The 18,168-nt window shown below is 63.0% G+C and carries 17 protein-coding genes and 2 pseudogenes; 11 read left to right on the top strand and 8 right to left on the bottom strand.

Translation table 11 applies throughout. The annotated features are described in order from the left end of the window. Window positions 1-22: 22 nt before the first annotated feature. The 5 genes from BHMPCIPO_RS06820 to rplI all read left to right on the top strand — a co-directional run bounded on the left by BHMPCIPO_RS06820 (window position 23) and on the right by rplI (window position 3,843). A complete protein-coding gene (locus BHMPCIPO_RS06820) occupies window positions 23-1,066 on the top strand; it encodes an aldo/keto reductase (RefSeq protein ID WP_173516059.1) in 1,044 nt (347 codons plus the stop codon). A 302-nt stretch (window positions 1,067-1,368) separates the two neighbouring features. After that, on the top strand, window positions 1,369-1,815 hold the full coding sequence (rpsF, locus tag BHMPCIPO_RS06815) for a 30S ribosomal protein S6 (RefSeq protein ID WP_173516058.1): 447 nt from the start codon (window positions 1,369-1,371) through the stop codon (window positions 1,813-1,815). Between the two features lie 26 nt (window positions 1,816-1,841). Then, window positions 1,842-2,090 (top strand): 30S ribosomal protein S18, encoded by a 249-nt coding sequence (gene rpsR / locus BHMPCIPO_RS06810; protein ID WP_025426448.1) that lies wholly within the window; start codon window positions 1,842-1,844, stop codon window positions 2,088-2,090. A gap of 191 nt (window positions 2,091-2,281) precedes the next feature. Further along, entirely contained in the window at window positions 2,282-3,235 is a 954-nt protein-coding gene (locus BHMPCIPO_RS06805; RefSeq protein WP_173516057.1) for a DUF2232 domain-containing protein, read from the top strand. Window positions 3,236-3,267: 32 nt separating this feature from the next. Then, window positions 3,268-3,843, top strand: a complete 576-nt coding sequence (gene rplI, locus BHMPCIPO_RS06800; protein WP_173516056.1) for a 50S ribosomal protein L9 — start codon at window positions 3,268-3,270, stop codon at window positions 3,841-3,843. Window positions 3,844-4,015: 172 nt separating this feature from the next. On the opposite strand, the pseudogene BHMPCIPO_RS32775 reads toward rplI, so the two are convergent. After that, window positions 4,016-4,176, bottom strand: a pseudogene (locus tag BHMPCIPO_RS32775) (MFS transporter); the annotation flags it as partial. Window position 4,177: 1 nt separating this feature from the next. Beyond that, a pseudogene (locus tag BHMPCIPO_RS32770) lies at window positions 4,178-4,267 on the bottom strand (MarR family transcriptional regulator); the annotation flags it as partial. A 254-nt stretch (window positions 4,268-4,521) separates the two neighbouring features. Here BHMPCIPO_RS32770 and BHMPCIPO_RS06790 point away from each other — a divergent pair. Next, window positions 4,522-6,024: a replicative DNA helicase gene (locus BHMPCIPO_RS06790; RefSeq protein WP_173516054.1), complete on the top strand. Its 1,503-nt coding sequence runs from the start codon at window positions 4,522-4,524 to the stop codon at window positions 6,022-6,024. Window positions 6,025-6,125: 101 nt separating this feature from the next. On the opposite strand, the gene BHMPCIPO_RS06785 is transcribed toward BHMPCIPO_RS06790, so the two are convergent. From BHMPCIPO_RS06785 to BHMPCIPO_RS06775, 3 genes are all read right to left on the bottom strand, one after another. After that, the gene (locus tag BHMPCIPO_RS06785; protein ID WP_173516053.1) at window positions 6,126-6,437 is read right to left on the bottom strand and encodes a branched-chain amino acid transport AzlD family protein; all 312 of its coding nucleotides are present in this window, start codon (window positions 6,435-6,437) and stop codon (window positions 6,126-6,128) included. Beyond that, window positions 6,434-7,087 carry an AzlC family ABC transporter permease gene (locus BHMPCIPO_RS06780; RefSeq protein ID WP_173516052.1) on the bottom strand — a complete coding sequence of 218 codons (654 nt, stop codon included), beginning with the start codon at window positions 7,085-7,087 and terminating at the stop codon, window positions 6,434-6,436. The genes BHMPCIPO_RS06785 and BHMPCIPO_RS06780 overlap by 4 nt, the downstream gene beginning before the upstream one ends. 185 nt (window positions 7,088-7,272) lie before the next feature. After that, entirely contained in the window at window positions 7,273-8,130 is an 858-nt protein-coding gene (locus BHMPCIPO_RS06775; protein ID WP_173516051.1) for an AraC family transcriptional regulator, read from the bottom strand. Between the two features lie 150 nt (window positions 8,131-8,280). Between BHMPCIPO_RS06775 and alr the strand changes: the two genes are divergently transcribed. The 5 genes from alr to BHMPCIPO_RS06750 all read left to right on the top strand — a co-directional run bounded on the left by alr (window position 8,281) and on the right by BHMPCIPO_RS06750 (window position 14,326). After that, entirely contained in the window at window positions 8,281-9,420 is a 1,140-nt protein-coding gene (gene alr / locus BHMPCIPO_RS06770; protein ID WP_173516050.1) for an alanine racemase, read from the top strand. A 157-nt stretch (window positions 9,421-9,577) separates the two neighbouring features. After that, window positions 9,578-10,981, top strand: coding sequence for a DNA repair protein RadA (gene radA, locus BHMPCIPO_RS06765; protein ID WP_173516049.1), 1,404 nt, complete (start codon window positions 9,578-9,580; stop codon window positions 10,979-10,981). 332 nt (window positions 10,982-11,313) lie between these two features. Continuing rightward, complete coding sequence (locus BHMPCIPO_RS06760; protein ID WP_173516048.1) at window positions 11,314-11,937, top strand: CvpA family protein; 624 nt, start codon at window positions 11,314-11,316, stop codon at window positions 11,935-11,937. A gap of 145 nt (window positions 11,938-12,082) precedes the next feature. Continuing rightward, entirely contained in the window at window positions 12,083-13,573 is a 1,491-nt protein-coding gene (gene purF / locus BHMPCIPO_RS06755) for an amidophosphoribosyltransferase (RefSeq protein WP_173516047.1), read from the top strand. Window positions 13,574-13,585: 12 nt separating this feature from the next. Further along, the gene (locus BHMPCIPO_RS06750) at window positions 13,586-14,326 is read left to right on the top strand and encodes an SDR family NAD(P)-dependent oxidoreductase (RefSeq protein WP_173516046.1); all 741 of its coding nucleotides are present in this window, start codon (window positions 13,586-13,588) and stop codon (window positions 14,324-14,326) included. An 80-nt stretch (window positions 14,327-14,406) separates the two neighbouring features. On the opposite strand, the gene pssA is transcribed toward BHMPCIPO_RS06750, so the two are convergent. The 3 genes from pssA to BHMPCIPO_RS06735 form a co-directional block, all read right to left on the bottom strand. Continuing rightward, entirely contained in the window at window positions 14,407-15,282 is an 876-nt protein-coding gene (gene pssA / locus BHMPCIPO_RS06745) for a CDP-diacylglycerol--serine O-phosphatidyltransferase (protein WP_173516045.1), read from the bottom strand. A gap of 9 nt (window positions 15,283-15,291) precedes the next feature. Next, window positions 15,292-15,990, bottom strand: coding sequence for a phosphatidylserine decarboxylase (locus BHMPCIPO_RS06740; RefSeq protein WP_173516044.1), 699 nt, complete (start codon window positions 15,988-15,990; stop codon window positions 15,292-15,294). Window positions 15,991-16,097: 107 nt separating this feature from the next. Then, window positions 16,098-17,984: an ABCB family ABC transporter ATP-binding protein/permease gene (locus BHMPCIPO_RS06735; protein ID WP_173516043.1), complete on the bottom strand. Its 1,887-nt coding sequence runs from the start codon at window positions 17,982-17,984 to the stop codon at window positions 16,098-16,100. Window positions 17,985-18,168: the final 184 nt, after the last annotated feature.

Below are 18,168 nucleotides of genomic sequence, written 5' to 3'. Positions count from 1 at the left end.
CTTCACAAGGATACTTATCTAGATGCGCTACAACACGCTTGGCCGCACCGGCATCAAGGTCTCGGAAATCTGCCTAGGCACCATGACCTGGGGCTCGCAGAACTCCATCGCCGAGGCGCACGAGCAACTGGATCACGCCTTCGACAAGGGCGTCAACTTCATCGATACAGCTGAACTCTACCCAACGACCCCGCTCTCGCCCGAGACCTACGGCAATACGGAGCGTTTCATCGGCGAATGGCTGGCGAAGCGCGGCCGCCGCGACGACGTCGTGCTCGCGACCAAGGTCGCCGGCCCCGGTCGCCCCTATATCCGCAATGGCGACCCCACGACCCCGGAAGGCATCGAACTGGCAATCGACGCCAGCCTTCGACGTTTGAAGACAGACTATGTCGACCTCTACCAGATCCACTGGCCGAACCGCGGTCACTACCATTTCCGCAATGCCTGGTCCTACGACCCGACCAAGCAGGACAAGGCGCATGTTGCCAGCGATCTCAGGGCGATCCTCGACAAACTCGGCGATCTCGTGAAGGCCGGCAAGGTCCGCGCCATCGGCCTCTCCAACGAAACGGCCTGGGGCACGATGAAGTTCATCGACATGGCCGAACGTCACGGCCTGCCACGGGTCGCCTCGGTCCAGAACGAATACAATCTGCTCTACCGCGCCTATGATCTCGATCTTTCCGAGCTGTCGCATCACGAGGACGTGGGTCTGCTCGCCTATTCGCCGCTCGCAGCCGGACTGCTCAGCGGCAAGTATTTGGACGGCGCCAGGCCGACGGGCTCCCGCCTCTCGATCAACGGCGACCTCGGCGGCCGCTTCACGCCGCACCAGGAACCGGCCGTCGCCGGCTATGTGCAGCTTGCACGCGAGCACGGTATCGATCCCGCTCAGATGGCAATCGCCTTCTGCCTGACGCGGCCGTTCATGGCGTCCGTCATCATCGGCGCGACCTCGATGGATCAGTTGAAGACCAACCTCGGTGCCGCCAATCTCACTCTGTCGCAGGACGTCATGAACGGCATCCGGCGGCTGCACCGTCTCTACCCGATGCCGATCTGATCGGCATCGGTCCTGCAGAGAACAGATTGGAGTGAAAATATCCGGCGAGCCTTGCCTTCTGCGGAAAAATGCGTATAAGCGCGCTGTTCGAAATGCCCGGTCTTCTGGCTGGTGGCTGAACGGAGGGCCGGTTTCCCGCGAGGGGAGCCGTTAGGATAGCAAGTCTTTCCGGCCTCCCGTGTCTCCGCTCTCGACCGTCTCGATACAACACTTTCTTGCCGGCTCTTGCGAGCCCATAAGAACAGTCGTTGAGGCTTAGCCGCCGAGGTCCGGGCTGATTAACGCAAGAAAGGCAAGCCACAATGGCTCTTTATGAACACGTATTCCTGGCCCGCCAGGACATCACGCCGCAGCAGGTCGACGCTCTCGTCGAGCAGTACAAGGGCGTGCTCGAAGCGAACGGCGGCAAGGTCGGTCGCGTCGAGAACTGGGGCCTGAAGTCCCTCACCTACCGCATCAAGAAGAACCGCAAGGCTCACTACGTTCTCATGGACATCGATGCTCCGGCACCGGCCGTTCACGAAGTCGAGCGCCAGATGCGCATCAACGAAGACATCCTGCGCTACATGACGATCGCCGTCGAGAAGCACGAGGAAGGCCCGTCTGCCATGATGCAGAAGCGCGACCGCGACGACCGTCCGCGCCGCGATGGCGACCGTCCGGAGCGTGGCTTCGGCGACCGTGGTCCGCGTCCGGACCGTGGCGACCGTGAAGACCGTCCGCGTCGTCCGCGCGAAGACCGCGCGTAATCAAGAAGCTTTAGGAGATAAAGACAATGGCTGAAGTTTCTTCCGCTCCGGTTCGTCGCCCGTTCCACCGCCGCCGCAAGACCTGCCCCTTCTCGGGCGCAAACGCTCCGCGGATCGACTACAAGGACATCCGTCTGCTGCAGCGCTACATTTCCGAGCGCGGCAAGATCGTTCCTTCCCGCATCACGGCCGTTTCCCAGAAGAAGCAGCGCGAACTCGCCCAGGCGATCAAGCGTGCACGCTTCCTCGGCCTGCTGCCCTACGTCGTTTCCTAAGAACGGCTGACTCTCCGTTGGTCATCTGACTCGACGGAAACTGACTCCGGGGCAAGGCGCTCCCCCGACGTGAGCGCCTTTTCCCTCCCTTCCGCGGTGGGCGCGGATCGGAACCGGTGCGAAAGCGCCAAAATCCCATGCTGGGGCCGGGCCTTTGCCATCCCCTAACTGCACGAAGCAGGACAGCGAACGTGACGAATGTGAACAGGACATCGCTGCTGACCGGCATTCTCGCCGGCTTTACCGCCGCCCTCTTGTCGATGGGCGCGAACACGCAGCCGTCTCTTGCCATCGTCCTTTATGCCGCTTCCGCACTCCCGATCCTGATTGCCGGCCTCGGCTGGGGCAACGCCGCGGCGATTGCTGCGATCGCCAGCGCCGGCGCCACCGCCGCCGCGCTCGTCTCGCCCCATTTCGCACTGCTGATTCTCGTCGTCACGCTGATCCCCGCCGGCTGGCTCAGCCACCTCGCCAATCTCGCCCGCCCGGCTTCCGAACTCGGCGGCCCGGACGAGGCACTTGCCTGGTATCCGCTGTCCGATATCCTCAGCCACCTCGCCGGCCTCGTGACCATCGGCATGATCATCGTCGGCTTCATCGTCGGCTATGGCTCCGACATTTCCGACCGCATGGTCGATATCGTCATTGAGGCGGTGAAGGCGCAGGATCCGGGCTACAATCCGGACGTCGCTGCCGTGGCCCAGATCAAGTCGCTCTTCACGCTGGCCCTGCCGCTCGTTCAGGGCGCGATCTGGGTATTGATGCTCTTTACCGCCTACTACGTCGCAACCCGCATCGTGCAGATATCGGGCCGGTCGTTGCGCCCGCGCGAGGATATCCCGTCGACGCTGCGCATGCACCGCAACGCGATCTTCATTTTCCTCGGCGGTCTGGTCATGACCTTCCTCGGCGGCGCTCCCGCGACGATCGGCGCACTGATCTGCGGAACCTTCGGCGCAGGTTTTCTGCTCGCCGGCTTCGCCTCCTTCCATTTCCGCACGCGCGGCAAGTCCTGGCGGCTTCCCGTGCTGTGGATCGCATACCTGTCGGTGCTCGTGTTCACGATCCCGGCATTCTTCTTCCTCCTGTCCGGCCTGATCGATACGCGACGCACCATCGCAGTCACGCCGGTGGGAAAAAATTGACCAACGAACTGAAACTCTGAAAGGAAACCAACATGGAAGTCATTCTTCTCGAACGTATCGCCAAGCTCGGCCAGATGGGCGACACCGTAAAGGTTCGCGACGGCTTTGCCCGCAACTACCTCCTGCCGCTCGGCAAGGCACTGCGCGCCAACGCTGCCAACAAGGCCCGTTTCGAAGCCGAGCGTTCGACGCTCGAAGCCCGTAACCTCGAGCGCAAGTCGGAAGCCCAGGCGGTTGCCGAAAAGCTCGACGGCAAGTCCTTCATCATCGTCCGCTCCGCTGGCGAAACCGGCCAGCTCTACGGTTCGGTTGCCGCTCGCGACATCATCGAAGTGCTCGCTGCCGAAGGCTTCAACGTCGGCCGCAACCAGGTTGACCTCAACCACCCGATCAAGTCGATCGGCCTGCACAAGGTCACGCTGCACCTGCACTCGGAAGTCGAGATCTCGGTTGAAGTCAACGTTGCCCGTTCGGCTGAAGAAGCCGAGCGCCAGACCAAGGGCGAAAGCCTGACCTCGGCCGACGCCATCTACGGCGTCGACGAAGACGCTCTGAAGCCGGAAGACTTCTTTAACCCGGAAGCCGAATTCGAAGGCGAAGAAGAATAAGCCTAACGGCTATTCGACATGCGAAAGCCCGGGTCATCGATCCGGGCTTTTTTCTGGGCCCTTCTTTCTAAGCCTCTTCACGTAAGACGGCAGCCTACCCCGGCGCAGCGACGGGCACGGCATGGCCAGTCGCCGGGCCCGGCGCATCCTTGTCGACGCGCACGACCGCCGAGAAGCCGAGCGTCGACATCGGTGCGGCGGCGATGCCGCTGATGAAGCGGACGACGATGCCGAATGCAGGTCGGAAACGAAGACGTTCATCAAGGAGACGATGACGAAGCCGGCGATGCTGATTTCAGCAAAGCGGCGCAGCCCGTGTTGAGCGTGGAACTTCCCGCCGCTCGATGAAACCCTGCTTCTCCATGCCGTCGAGCGGGCGCACCAGCGTCGGCGTCTCGCTCACCGGCAGTTCGCGCTGGTCAAGATGGAGAATTGTGCGGATCAGGGAGAGAGCTACACTTCCGGAAGCCCGGTTGGGTGATTCGTTCGTCAACGTCCAACTTTGTGGGAAGGCGAGATTCTACGCTTTTGTGAACCCGGCCTGTGGATCAGTCGAACAACGGGAAAAGCGCCAGGCCGCGATGAGACGCTTTGCGAGTGTGTCCCGCCTGCACTTGACCCGGCTCGCGGCAGATCGCAAACCGGTTCCACACCAGACAGAGGCAGAGATAAAACGACATGAACGACGCGGCGCGAAAGCTATCCCCTATCAGCAACGATCAGGTGGACCAGCACTATCGCGAGGCGCCGAACAACCTCGAGGCCGAACAGGCTCTGCTCGGCGCGATCCTCGTCAACAACGACGCCTTTTACCGCGTCTCGGACTTCCTGAAACCGGTGCATCTCTACGAGCCGCTGCACCGCAAGATCTTCGAGGTCGCCGGCGACATCATCCGCATGGGCAAGACCGCGAACCCGGTCACCATCAAGACCTTCCTGAAGGCCGACGAGAAGGTGGGCGACCTGACGGTTGCCCAGTACCTCGCACGCCTTGCCGCCGAAGCCGTGTCGATCATCAATGCGGAAGACTATGGCCGGGCGATCTACGACCTGGCGCTTCGCCGTTCGCTGATCACGATCGGCGAGGACATGGTCAACATCGCCTATGACGCGCCGCTCGACATGCCGCCCCAGGGCCAGATCGAGGACGCCGAACGCCGCCTGTTCGAACTGGCCGAAACCGGCCGCTACGACGGCGGCTTCCAGTCGTTCAACGATGCCGTGGCACTCGCGATCGACATGGCCGGTGCCGCCTTCGAACGCGACGGCAGCCTCTCCGGCATCTCGACCGGCATCCATTCGCTCGACGCCCGCATGGGCGGCCTGCAGCGCTCGGACTTGATCGTGCTCGCCGGACGTCCGGGCATGGGCAAGACCTCGCTTGCCACCAACATCGCCTATAACATCGCTGCCGCCTACGAGCCCGAAGTCCAGGCGGATGGTTCGTTCAAGGCGAAGAATGGCGGCGTCGTCGGCTTCTACTCGCTCGAAATGTCGTCCGAACAGCTCGCCACCCGTATCATCTCCGAGCAGACTGAGGTCTCCTCGTCGAAGATCCGCCGCGGTGACATTTCCGAGGCCGATTTCGAAAAGCTCGTCGCCTGCTCTCAGATGATGCAGAAGGTGCCGCTCTATATCGACCAGACCGGTGGTATCTCGATCGCCCAGCTTTCCGCCCGCGCTCGACGCCTGAAGCGCCAGCGTGGCCTCGACTGCCTGGTGGTGGACTATATCCAACTCATGACCGGATCGGGCAAATCCAGCGACAACCGCGTGCAGGAAATCACCCAGATCACCACGGGCCTCAAGGCGCTCGGCAAGGAACTGAACGTTCCGATCATCGCGCTGTCACAGCTCTCCCGTCAGGTGGAAAGCCGCGAAGACAAGCGCCCGCAGCTCTCCGACCTTCGTGAATCGGGCTCGATCGAGCAGGACGCCGACGTGGTGCTCTTCGTGTTCCGTGAGGAATACTACGTGAAGAACCTGGAGCCGCGCGACGAGTTCGACCCGAAGTACGAAGAGTGGAAGATGAAGATGGAGCAGGTGAAGGGCACGGCCGATGTGATCATCGCCAAGCAGCGCCACGGACCGACCGGTACCGTGAAGCTCGCATTCCAGTCGGAATACACGCGTTTCGCCGACCTCGCCGATCCTTCCTTCAGCCAGTACGAAGAACACTAAAGTTCCGTGGGGGCGGCCGGAGCGGGATGGGAAAAATGTTTGCGGTTTCCCATCCCGCTCTCACTTCATAGTGAGCCGCCCAGGCGCGACGGTCCAACCTTTTACCAGGCACCACCCAGAACCTGACGCAACAGTGCCACCGAAATCACCCCGATGGCAACGGATGCCAAGAGCGGCAACCTGGTTGCGGCAACGGCCGTCGCGGCAGCCGCAATCGTTTCGGAGGGGCCGGTGACCAGTGCCGTCGGAGCGATGACCGCCATCAGAACCGCTGGCGGAATGGCTTCGAGGGCGCGCTTCTGGTTTTCTCCGATCGTCACGTAGCGGATCAGAATAAGGCCGCCGATGCGGGTCGCGATAGTCGCGACTGCCATGGCCAGGATCGCAAGCAGTGCGTCGAGATCGACGGTCATGCGTGGGCCTCCTTGCGTCCGCCGGATAGCACGGCCACGACGACGCCGGCGGCGGCGCCGGCCGCGATATACCACACCCCCGGCAGCAACTGATGCGTGACCACCGCCGCACAAGCGCTTGCGGCCAGCACGGCGCCCGTTTCGCGCCCCTTCCAAAAGCCCATGACCAATATGATGAAAACGGCCGGGAAGGCGAAGTCGAGACCGATGAGTTTCGGATCGCCGAGCAGGGCGCCAAGCATCGCGCCCGTCAGGCTCGTCAGCACCCAGGCGCAGTAGAAGGGCACGGCCAGGCCGGCATACCAGGCGGGCGTCAGCTTGCCATTGCTCGCGCGCATCTCGGCCATGGCCCAGATTTCATCGGCGAGAAGCAGCATGGAGGCATAGCGCGCCGGCCCGGAGAAACTGTCGAGCTTGCTGCCGATCGAGGCGCTCATCAGCACATGGCGGATGTTGACCAGCAGGGCCGAGAAACCGAGTGCAGCCCAGGAGGCCGGATGCGTCCAGATATCCATGGCGACGAATTGCGACCCGCCGGCAAAGACCAGCGCGCTCATCAGCGTCACCTCCGCCGGCGTCAGCCCCTTGGCCGCCGCCACTGCACCGAACACCAAGCCGATCGGCATGACGGCGACGATCAGCGGCGTCATCGCGATCGCCGCGGCGCGAAATTCTTGAAATGCACTTCTTACCTGCAACGTCGCTGGCTCCATTTGCGCGAAACGGAGAACGTCTAAAGGCTGGAGCGGCTCCCGTATTGAACGAAAGTGATTGCTCCCATGAGTAACAGCGGGATGCGGGCGGAAAAACCGCACGCACCTTTCCTCATCCCGCTTTAGCCGGCGCGAAAGGCGCCCGGAGTCACCCCGGTGCGCGCCTTGAAGTGGCGACTGAAATGCGCCTGATCGGCAAAGCCGCACTGATAGGCCGCATCCACCGCCGACCAGCCATGCCTGAGCAAGGTCTTGGCAGCACGCACGCGCTTGTCGGTCAAAAAGGCATGCGGAGTGATGTGAAACTCCTTGCGGAAGGCACGGATCAGGTGCGCGCGGCTGAGCCCTGCGACCTTGGCCAGCTCCTCGAGCCCGACGTCTTCAACGTAATTCTCGACCAAATAGTCTCGCACCCGATGCACGGCGGACTGCTCGCGCGTCTCGATCGGGGTGATGATCGTACTGCCGTGCCTCTCGAACATCGCCGCAAGCACGCCGAACATTCTCTCTTCGGCCTCGAGTTGACCGCCCGCCAGCTCGAGCGTTCGGTGCGCGTGATGAAAGGACAAGGCGAGGTCCGGATCCTGCAGCACACGTTTCGAGAAGGACGGCGTTCCCTTGAAGGAGCGGCCGGTCACGTCCTCGATGATGTTCACCAAAAGCTCGGCGCTCGGATAGACCATGCGGTAGCGATAGCCGCTGCCGCCGGGATGACCGTCGTGGATCTCGTCGGGATTGATCAGGTAGAAGAACCCAGGTCCTGCTTCCGAGCGCTCGCCCTTGATCTTGCTGATCTGCGAACCCGCCTCGATCGCACCGATGCTGAAGGTCTCGTGCGCATGCGGCGCGAATTCGTGGGTGATGAAGGTCGCCGTCAGGCATTCCATCCCCATGAAACGAGCATCCCGCCAGAAGCGCGTGCGTTCGGCGCCCTCAATCGGCGTGTCATCGATGGCCTGTTGCTGCGAAATCGTCTGCATGCGGGAAACATAGTGGTCCGAGGCGACCCCGTCTTGCACAAAAGTGCTTGGTTCCCGACACAGCCCGCGTGGACGTGCGACAGGCGAGCATTTGCGACCATGGGCCGTTGGCTGTATTGCTCTTCGTATCGTCCACGCAGAGTGTCCGGCATGCTTCCTCCCGAATTCCTTTCCGCCTCCAACCGCCTCACCATCGATCTCGGTGCGCTTGCCGACAATTGGCGGGCGATGAATGCCCTCTCCGGCAAGGCGCGGGCGGCAGCGGTCTTGAAGGCGAACGCCTACGGGCTCGGTATCGAACACGCCGCCCCCACCCTCTATGCGGCCGGCGCGCGCGACTTTTTCGTCGCCAATGCCGAGGAAGGTGCCGAGCTGCGGCCACTCGTTCCGGAGGGCCGCATCTACATTCTCGCCGGCATGTGGCCGGGAAACGAAGAGCTCTTTTTCGACAATGATCTCGTGCCCATCATCAATTCCGAGGAGCAGCTTGCGGTGTTCATGGCCGCGCTTTCCGAACGCGGTGATCACCCCTGCGTCCTGCATGTCGATACCGGCATGAACCGGTTGGGCCTCTCGGTCGAGGCCGCCGTGGCGCTTGCCAACGACCCGGCGCGGCCCGCAAGCTTCTCTCCCGTCTTGGTCATGAGCCACCTCGCCTGCGCCGACGAACCGCAGCATCCGTTGAACGCCTACCAGCTCGCGCGTTTCCGCGAGGCAACCGCTGCGTACGAGGGTGTCGATGCCAGCCTTGCCAATTCCGGCGGCGTCTTCCTGGGCGCCGACTATCACTTCGAGCTCACCCGACCAGGCATTGCCGTCTATGGCGGCGAGGCGGTCAACGATGCCGTCAACCCGATGACGCCTGTCGTGACCGCCGAAGCCAGGATCATCCAGATTCGCGAAGTTGCCGCCGGAGGTACGGCCAGCTACGGCGCCTCCGCCCGCTTCGACAGGGACAGCCGCATCGCCACCGTCGCCGTCGGCTACGCCGATGGCTACCATCGCTCCGTCTCCGGCGGCGGCGTGACTCTGCGGCAGGCAACTCCGTCAGGGGCATTCGGCTTCCTGCACGGCAAACGCGTGCCGCATGTGGGGCGCGTCACCATGGACCTCAGCCTGTTCGACGTCACCGACCTTCCGGCAGGTGCCGCACGCCCGGGTGATTACATCGAGCTCTTCGGCCGCAACATCGCCATTGACGACGTTGCGCGCGCCGGCGGTACGATCGGCTACGAACTGCTGACCAGCCTCGGACATCGCTACATCAGGAACTATGTCGGCGCCGCCTGACGCGGCTTTGCCGCAAATTCCCTGCGGCTCTCGCTAAAATTCACCTTTTGTTCCGCGTTTCGCGGCATTATGTGACGACAAAGGTGATTCTCCCGTCATCAACGGCATCGCCCCGCGCGGCCGCCGGTGGCCCTCCAGATTTCGAAAGTCGATGCCGATGGCGAAAGCCCGCACACAATTCATCTGCCAGAACTGCGGCACCGTCCACACCCGCTGGGCGGGCAAATGCGAAGGCTGCGGCGAGTGGAACACCATTGTCGAGGAGGATCCGACGGCCGGCATCGGCGGCGGTCCGTCGCGCGCGCCGAAGAAGGGACGCCCGGTGGCGCTCACCACGCTTTCGGGCGATATCGAAGATGCACCCCGCGTCCAGACCGGAATTTCGGAATTGGACCGGGTGACCGGCGGCGGTTTCGTGCGCGGCTCGGCATTGCTCGTCGGAGGCGATCCCGGGATCGGCAAATCGACGGTGCTGATGCAGGCGGCCGCAGCACTATCGCGCCGCAAGCACCGCGTCATCTATGTCTCCGGCGAAGAGGCGGTGGCGCAGGTGCGGCTGCGTGCGCAGCGCCTGGGTGCGGCTGACAGCGACGTGCTGCTTGCCGCGGAGACCAATGTCGAGGACATCCTCGCGACGCTCGCCGATGGCAAACGTCCGGACCTCGTCATCATCGACTCGATCCAGACGCTCTGGAGCGACATCGTCGATTCGGCGCCCGGCACGGTGACCCAGGTTCGGACCGGCGTGCAGGCGATGATCCGCTTTGCCAAGCAGACGGGAACCGCCGTCGTTCTCGTCGGCCATGTCACCAAAGAGGGGCAGATCGCCGGCCCGCGCGTCGTCGAGCACATGGTCGATGCGGTGCTCTATTTCGAAGGCGACCGCGGTCACCACTATCGCATTCTACGCACCGTCAAGAACCGCTTCGGCCCGACCGACGAGATCGGCGTCTTCGAGATGTCCGACAAGGGCCTGCGCGAAGTGGCCAATCCGTCCGAGCTGTTTCTCGGCGAGCGAAACGAGAAATCGCCGGGCGCGGCTGTCTTTGCCGGCATGGAAGGCACGCGCCCTGTTCTCGTCGAAGTCCAGGCCCTCGTCGCGCCGACTTCGCTCGGCACGCCGCGGCGCGCCGTCGTCGGCTGGGACTCCGCCCGGCTGTCGATGATCCTCGCCGTACTCGAGGCCCATTGCGGCGTTCGGCTCGGCCAGCACGATGTCTATCTCAATATCGCCGGCGGTTACCGCATTTCGGAGCCGGCCGCCGATCTAGCTGTGGCTTCCGCACTGGTTTCGTCGCTTGCCGGGCTTGCCCTTCCAGCAGATTGCGTCTATTTCGGCGAAGTCAGCTTGTCGGGAGCCATCCGGCCGGTTGCGCATACCGCACAACGCCTTAAAGAAGCCGAGAAACTCGGGTTCTCGCAGGCGGTGCTGCCATCCGCTTCCACCGAATTGCCGAAAAACGGCAATGGCCGATGGAGCGAAATGGAGAGTTTGCCGGATCTGGTGGCGCGCATCGCGGGATCGCGAAACGCGCTAAGGCCGGTGGAAGAGGCAGACTGAGGAAGCGGATGCCGCAGACCGCCGCTACTGCATGGTTCCCTAAATCGGAATCGATTTAGGGGCAAAACTAGGCAGCAGGTCTATGTGCTACAGCGACCTTTGCGCGCCCGAAAGGACGCGCGGCGCTGTAGGGGCCGCGAAAAGGCTGCAAATGCCCTACTGCATGTGTTCTTTGATCGTAGCCGATCAAAGGACAAAAACATGCAGCACATCAAAGTGGTACAGCGACCTTTGCGCGTCTAATGAGACGCGCGGCGCTGTAACATCAGGCAGGGCCGATGGCGGATAGGCTTGAGGAGACCCGGACGAACCGGGTCCGGAGTAAGGACAAAATGCCCATTACAATTCTCGACGGTATCGTTCTCGGCGTCGCCCTGTTTTCCGCAATCCTGGCCATGGTTCGAGGCTTCTCGCGCGAAGTGCTCTCGGTCGCGAGCTGGGTGGGTGCGGCCGCAGCCGCCTATTTCCTCTACCCGCAGCTTCTGCCCTACGCCAAGCAGTACACCAACAGCGATACCGTCGCATTGATCGGATCGGCGGCGGTGATCTTCCTGGTCGCGCTGATCATCATTTCCTTCATCACCATGCGGATTGCCGATTTCATCATCGACAGCCGCATCGGCGCGCTCGACCGCACCCTTGGCTTCCTGTTCGGTGCCGCCCGCGGCATCCTTCTGGTGGTCGTCGCCATGCTGTTCTTCAACTGGCTCGTGGCTCCGCAGCAGCAGCCGACCTGGGTCACCCAGGCGAAATCGAAGCCGCTGCTCGACAATCTCGGCAACAAGCTGATCGCGCTGTTGCCTGAAGAAGCCGACGCCACCATTCTCGACCGCCTGCGCGGCAAGGACACGACCGGCGAAGGTGAAGGCGAAGCGCCGGCGGCCAACCCCGGCCAGGCACCGTCGACGACGCCGGAGCAGGCGCCTGCCGACGACGCACCGGCCACCAACGGCTGAGACAGGAACGATTTGCCGACAAAGCCCGCCCCGCGGGCTTTGTCCTTTTGGGGAATAACGCTTGCAGCCGTTTTCAGCTAAGATCGCTTGAAGACGGCGGGCCTGATCACGATATGCGCACCGGTACGGAGCAAAGGCGACTGTGATGACCGATCTGAGATCCATGGAAATCCACGATGAACTCGAAGGCGATACGCTACACGAAGAGTGCGGCGTCTTCGGCATATTGGGGCATTCGGACGCGGCGGCGCTGACGGCGCTCGGCCTGCATGCGCTCCAGCATCGCGGCCAGGAAGCGGCCGGCATCGTCACCTTCGACGGCAAGCAGTTCTACACCGAAAAGCGTATGGGCCTCGTCGGCGACCACTATACCGATCCGGCGACGCTGGCGAAGCTGCCGGGCTTCATATCGATCGGCCACACGCGCTACTCGACGACAGGCGAAGTGGCGCTGCGCAACGTCCAGCCGCTTTTTGCCGAGCTCGAAGTCGGCGGCATCGCAATTGCCCATAACGGCAACTTCACCAATGGCCTCACCCTCCGCCGGCAACTGATCGCCGACGGCGCTATCTGTCAGTCGACCTCCGACACCGAAGTCGTCCTGCATCTGATCGCCCGCTCCAAGCAGGCCTCCTCCTCCGACCGCTTCATCGACGCCATCCGCCAGATGGAAGGCGGCTATTCGATGTTGGCGATGACGCGCACCAAGCTGATCGCAGCACGCGACCCGATCGGCATCCGCCCGCTCGTCATGGGCGAGCTCGATGGCAAGCCGATCTTCTGCTCCGAGACCTGCGCGCTCGACATCATCGGCGCAACTTACGTTCGCGACGTCGAGAATGGCGAAGTGATCATCTGCGAGATCCAGCCTGACGGCTCGATCACCATCGATGCGCGCAAGCCCGAGATAACGCAGCCCGAGCGCCTCTGCCTGTTCGAATATGTCTATTTCGCGCGGCCGGATTCGGTCGTCGGCGGCCGCAGCATCTACGTGTCGCGCAAGAACATGGGCATCAACCTCGCGAAAGAATCGCCGATTGAGGCCGACGTGGTCGTTCCGGTGCCGGACGGCGGCACGCCGGCTGCCCTCGGCTATGCCCAGCAGAGCGGCATTCCGTTCGAATACGGCATCATCCGCAACCACTATGTCGGCCGAACGTTCATCGAGCCGACGCAGCAGATCCGCGCCTTCGGCGTCAAGCTCAAGCACTCCGCCAACCGCGCAATGATCGCCGGCAAGCGCGTCGTTCTGGTCGACGATTCGATCGTGCGCGGCACGACGTCGGTGAAAATCGTGCAGATGATGCGGGACGCCGGTGCGCGCGAAGTGCATATCCGCGTCGCGAGCCCCATGATCTTCCATCCGGACTTCTACGGCATCGACACGCCGGATCGCGACAAGCTGCTCGCCAACCAGCATGCCGACCTTGCCTCCATGTGCCGCTACATCGGCGCGGACTCGCTCGAGTTCCTGTCGATCGATGGCCTCTATGAGGCGGTCGGTGGCGAAAAGCGCGATCCCAAGGCGCCGCAGTTCACCGACCACTACTTCACCGGGGACTATCCGACCCGCCTTCTCGACCAGGAAGGCGCCAGCAATGTCCGCAAACTCTCGGTTCTCGCCAGCAACGGATAATCAGACAATAACATGACGATCGATCTCAAAGGCCGGGTGGCCGTGGTCACCGGCGCATCGCGCGGTATCGGTTATTTCACCGCTCTCGAACTGGCCAAGGCCGGTGCCCATGTCGTCGCCTGCGCGCGCACCGTCGGCGGGCTCGAAGAACTCGACGACGCGATCAAGGCCGCGGGCGGCTCGGCGACGCTGGTGCCGTTCGACCTTGCCGACATGGCAGCGATCGACAAGCTCGGCGGCGCGATCAACGAGCGCTGGGGCAAGCTTGACATCATGGTCGCCAATGCCGGCGTCCTCGGCACGATCTCGCCGATCGGCCACGTCGAGGCGAAGGTGTTCGAGAAGGTTATGAATATCAACGTTACCGCCACCTGGCGGCTGATCCGCTCGCTGGAGCCGCTGCTGATCAAGTCGGATGCCGGCCGCGCGCTGATCCTGTCGTCCAGCGCCGCGCACAAGTGCAAACCTTTCTGGGGCCCCTACTCCGCGTCGAAGGCGGCCGTCGAGGCTCTTGCCCGCACCTGGGCCGGCGAGACGCAGCGCCTGCCGCTGCGCATCCTCTCCGTCGATCCCGGCGCCACCCGCACGGCGATGCGCGCGCAGGCGATGCCCGGCGAGGATCCGGAGACCGTGCCGCATCCTTCGGAAGTCGCCGCCAAGCTTCTGCCGCTCGTCGGTCCGCAGCAGACCGAGACCGGCAAGCTCTACATCGTCCGCGAAGACAAGATCGTCGACTACCGGATGCCGGAGTAATCCTCGAGGATTTACCCAAACGGAAAAGGCCACCGTGTCGCCACGGTGGCCTTTTCCTTTGTAGCTGAGCTGAACCTCAGTCAGTCCTTGTCACCGGGCAGGCCATCGCCGCCCGTCGATGGGTGGGCAGGCCAATCGCCGCCATATTTTCGCTGCCAGGAGCGCGCGCCGAAAGGCAGCGTGATCAGGTAGCCAAGCGCCGTCACCGCCATCGTCTCCCACGTGTAGGTCATCAGCGTCGCGACATAGAAGACGACACCGAGAATGGCCGGCAGGACGAGATCGCGGCGCACGCGGCTGTTTTCCGACTTGCCGGACCAGACCGGCAGGCGGCTGACCAGCAGGAAGGCGATCAACACGGTGTAACCCGATGCAATCAGCGCGAAGATGCGCTCCGGCGCCAGGCCCAGGAGGCCGAGATAAACCGGAAGCAGGACCAGCATGGCGCCGGCCGGCGCCGGCACGCCGACGAAATATTCCGACTGCCACGGCGCCTTGGACTGCCGCTCGGCCATGACGTTGAAGCGCGCAAGCCTGAGGCCACAGGCGATCGCGTAAATCAGCGCCGCGATCCAGCCGATCGAGCGGGCCTGATCCAGGATGAAGACATAGAGCACGAGCGCCGGTGCAACGCCGAAATTGATGATATCGGCGAGCGAGTCCATCTGGCCGCCGAAGTTCGACGTTGCCTTCAGGAGGCGCGCGACGCGGCCGTCGATGCCGTCGAGAAAGGCCGCAAGCAACACCATGGCAACGGCAAGCTCGATGCGGTTTTCGAAGGCAAGCCGAATGCCCGAGAGACCGGCACAGATCGCCAGTACCGTGATCAGGTTCGGGATCATCAGGCGCAGCGGTATCTCGCGCAGCCGAGGGCCGCGACCGGTGTCATTTGAACCGCTCGCGTCACCGCCGACTTTCAGCGGTTCGGCCGGTTTTTCCTGTTCAGGGCCTTCCATATGCACTCCTTATGCGCGACGGCTGACGACCGGGCCCTTGGCCGAACCGAATTCGGCAAGCACGGTTTCACCCGCTACGGCAGTCTGCCCGACGCTGACGCGCGGCTCGGCTCCTGCAGGCAGGAAGACGTCGAGGCGCGAGCCGAAGCGGATCAGGCCAAAGCGTTCGCCGGCGTCCAGCGAGCCGTTTTCATATTTCCAGCAGAGGATGCGGCGGGCAACGAGGCCGGCGATCTGGACGACGCCGATCGCGCCGTGCTTCGTGTCGATCACGAGGCCGTTGCGCTCGTTCTCGTGGCTGGCCTTGTCGAGGTCGGCGTTGACGAACTTGCCGGCGCGATAGGCGACGCGGGTGATCGTGCCGGCCATCGGCGCACGGTTCACATGGCAATTGAACACATTCATGAAGACCGAGATGCGGAGCATCGGTTCCGAGCCGAGGTTCAGCTCTTCCGGCGGCATGACCGTTGCGATCGACGAAACACGGCCGTCGGCGGGGCTGATCACCAGATCGTCGTCGATCGGCGTCATGCGCTCCGGATCCCGGAAGAAATAGGCACACCAGGCGGTCAGCACGAAGCCGATCCACATCAATGGCTCCCACAGGAAGCCAAGCACCAGCGACACGACGAAGAAGATCGCAACGAAGCGATAGCCTTCCTTGTGCACCGGGACGAGCGTGTTGCGGATCGTATTGACCAGGCTCATGAACTCTACTCCAGATTTTCCGTGGAACGTGAACTACCGCGAAATGCCTCAGCGGGCAACGCCACCCGCCCCAGAGCGACAAAATGCGTCGCGACCAGCAAACATCCTCAGACCGCCGGCTCGCCGCGCGTGACGATGCCGAGATCGTCGCTTTCGCGCACCCGCTTCAGCTGCTCTTCCGCCTGCGTTGCTTCGCGCTGGCGGCTCCACATCGAGGCATAGAGGCCATCGCGGCCGATCAACTCGCCATGAGTGCCGCGCTCGGCAATGACGCCGTCCTTCAGCACGATGATTTCGTCGGCGTTGATCACCGTCGAAAGACGGTGCGCGATGACCAGCGTCGTGCGATTGCGCGAGACCACATCGAGCGCCGACTGAATTTCCTGCTCGGTCCGGGTGTCCAGCGCCGAGGTTGCCTCATCGAGGATCAGGATCGGCGGCGCCTTAAGGATTGTGCGGGCAATCGCGACGCGCTGCTTCTCGCCGCCGGAGAGCTTGAGGCCGCGCTCGCCCACCATGGCATGGAAGCCTTCCGGCAGCGTGCGGATGAAGCCGGCGATCTGGGCAGCCTCGGCCGCCGCTTCGACCTCGTCCTCGCTGGCCGAAGCCCGGCCGTAGCGGATGTTATAGGCAATCGTGTCGTTGAAGAGCACGGTATCCTGCGGCACCATGCCGATGACCGAGCGCAGGCTCTTCTGCGTCACCGTCCGCACATCCTGCCCGTCGACGGTGATCGCCCCCTGCTGCACGTCGTAGAAGCGATAAAGCAGCCGGGAGAGCGTCGACTTGCCGGCACCCGACGGGCCGACGACGGCAACGGTTTTGCCGGCGGGCACCTCGAAGGTGATGCCCTTGAGGATCGGTCGCGCCGGATCATAGGCGAAGTGCACGTCCTTGAAGGCGATGGCGCCCTTGCCGATGACGAGCTCGGCGGCATCGGGGCGATCCACCACTTCCGCCTGCACGTCGAGCAGGTCGAACATATGCTCGATATCCGTCAGGCCCTGGCGGATTTCGCGATAGACGAAGCCGATGAAATTGAGCGGGATCGCGAGCTGGATCAGCATGGCGTTGACGAAGACGAAATCGCCGAGCGTCTGGTCGCCGCGCTGAACGGCAAGCGCCGACATGATCATCATGACCGCCGTGCCGGCACCGAAGATCAGCGCCTGGCCGAAATTGAGCCAGCCGAGCGAGGTCCAGACCTGCGTTGCCGCCTTTTCATAGCGCTCCATCGACTTGTCGAAGCGCCGGGCCTCCATGTCCTCGTTGCCGAAATACTTGACCGTTTCGAAGTTCAGGAGCGAGTCGATCGCCTTCGTATTGGCGTCGGTATCGCTGTCGTTCATCGAGCGGCGAATGGCGATGCGCCAATCGCTCGCCTTGACTGTGAACCAGATATAGAGCCAGACGGTGACTGCGGTGACGAAGAGATAGCCGAAGCCGTAGCCCCACCAGAAGATCACGGCCGTCAGCAAGAACTCGATAAGGGTTGGCAAGGTGTTCAGGATGGTGAAACGGACGATCGTCTCGATGCCCTTCGTGCCGCGCTCGATGATGCGCGAAAGCCCGCCGGTGCGCCGTTCCAGATGGAAGCGCAGGGAGAGCTGGTGCATATGCACGAAGGTCTTGTAGGCGAGCTGGCGGACGGCGTGCTGGCCGACGCTTGCAAACAGCGCGTCGCGGAGCTGATTCAGTCCTGCCTGCAGCAAGCGTGCCAGATTGTAGGCAAGCACCAGCATGACGGCGCCGGTCAGGACCTCAGGCAGGAAGCCCATAACGTCCGGCTTGCCATTCAGCGCGTCCGTCGCCCATTTGAAGGAATAGGGAACGAGGATCAGAACGACCTTGGCGATGATCAGAATGACCGTTGCCCAGATGACCCGGAGCTTGAGGTCGGCCCTGTCCTTCGGCCACATATAGGGCCAGAGATTGGCAATCGTCTGCAGCGGATTGCTCGTATCGGCCGAAACAGTTTTCTTCTGGGGTGCCACGTTCTGATCCGCTCTTACGTTTCGCGCTGCTTGACGGCCGCGACAGCCTCACGAGCCTTGCCGCAGCGTACTTTCCCTCTACAACGCCACGCGTCTTATCAGACGCGCAAAGGTCGCTGTAGCACTTTGACTTGCTGCACGTCTTCGCCCTCAAATCGAGGTCGATTGAGGCAATAGCCTGAGA

Source organism: Ensifer sesbaniae, from assembly GCF_013283665.1.
Classification (GTDB): Bacteria; Pseudomonadota; Alphaproteobacteria; order Rhizobiales; family Rhizobiaceae; genus Ensifer; species Ensifer sesbaniae.
Note: the sequence above shows the minus strand (reverse complement) of the source record. Positions and strands in the feature narration are given on the sequence as shown.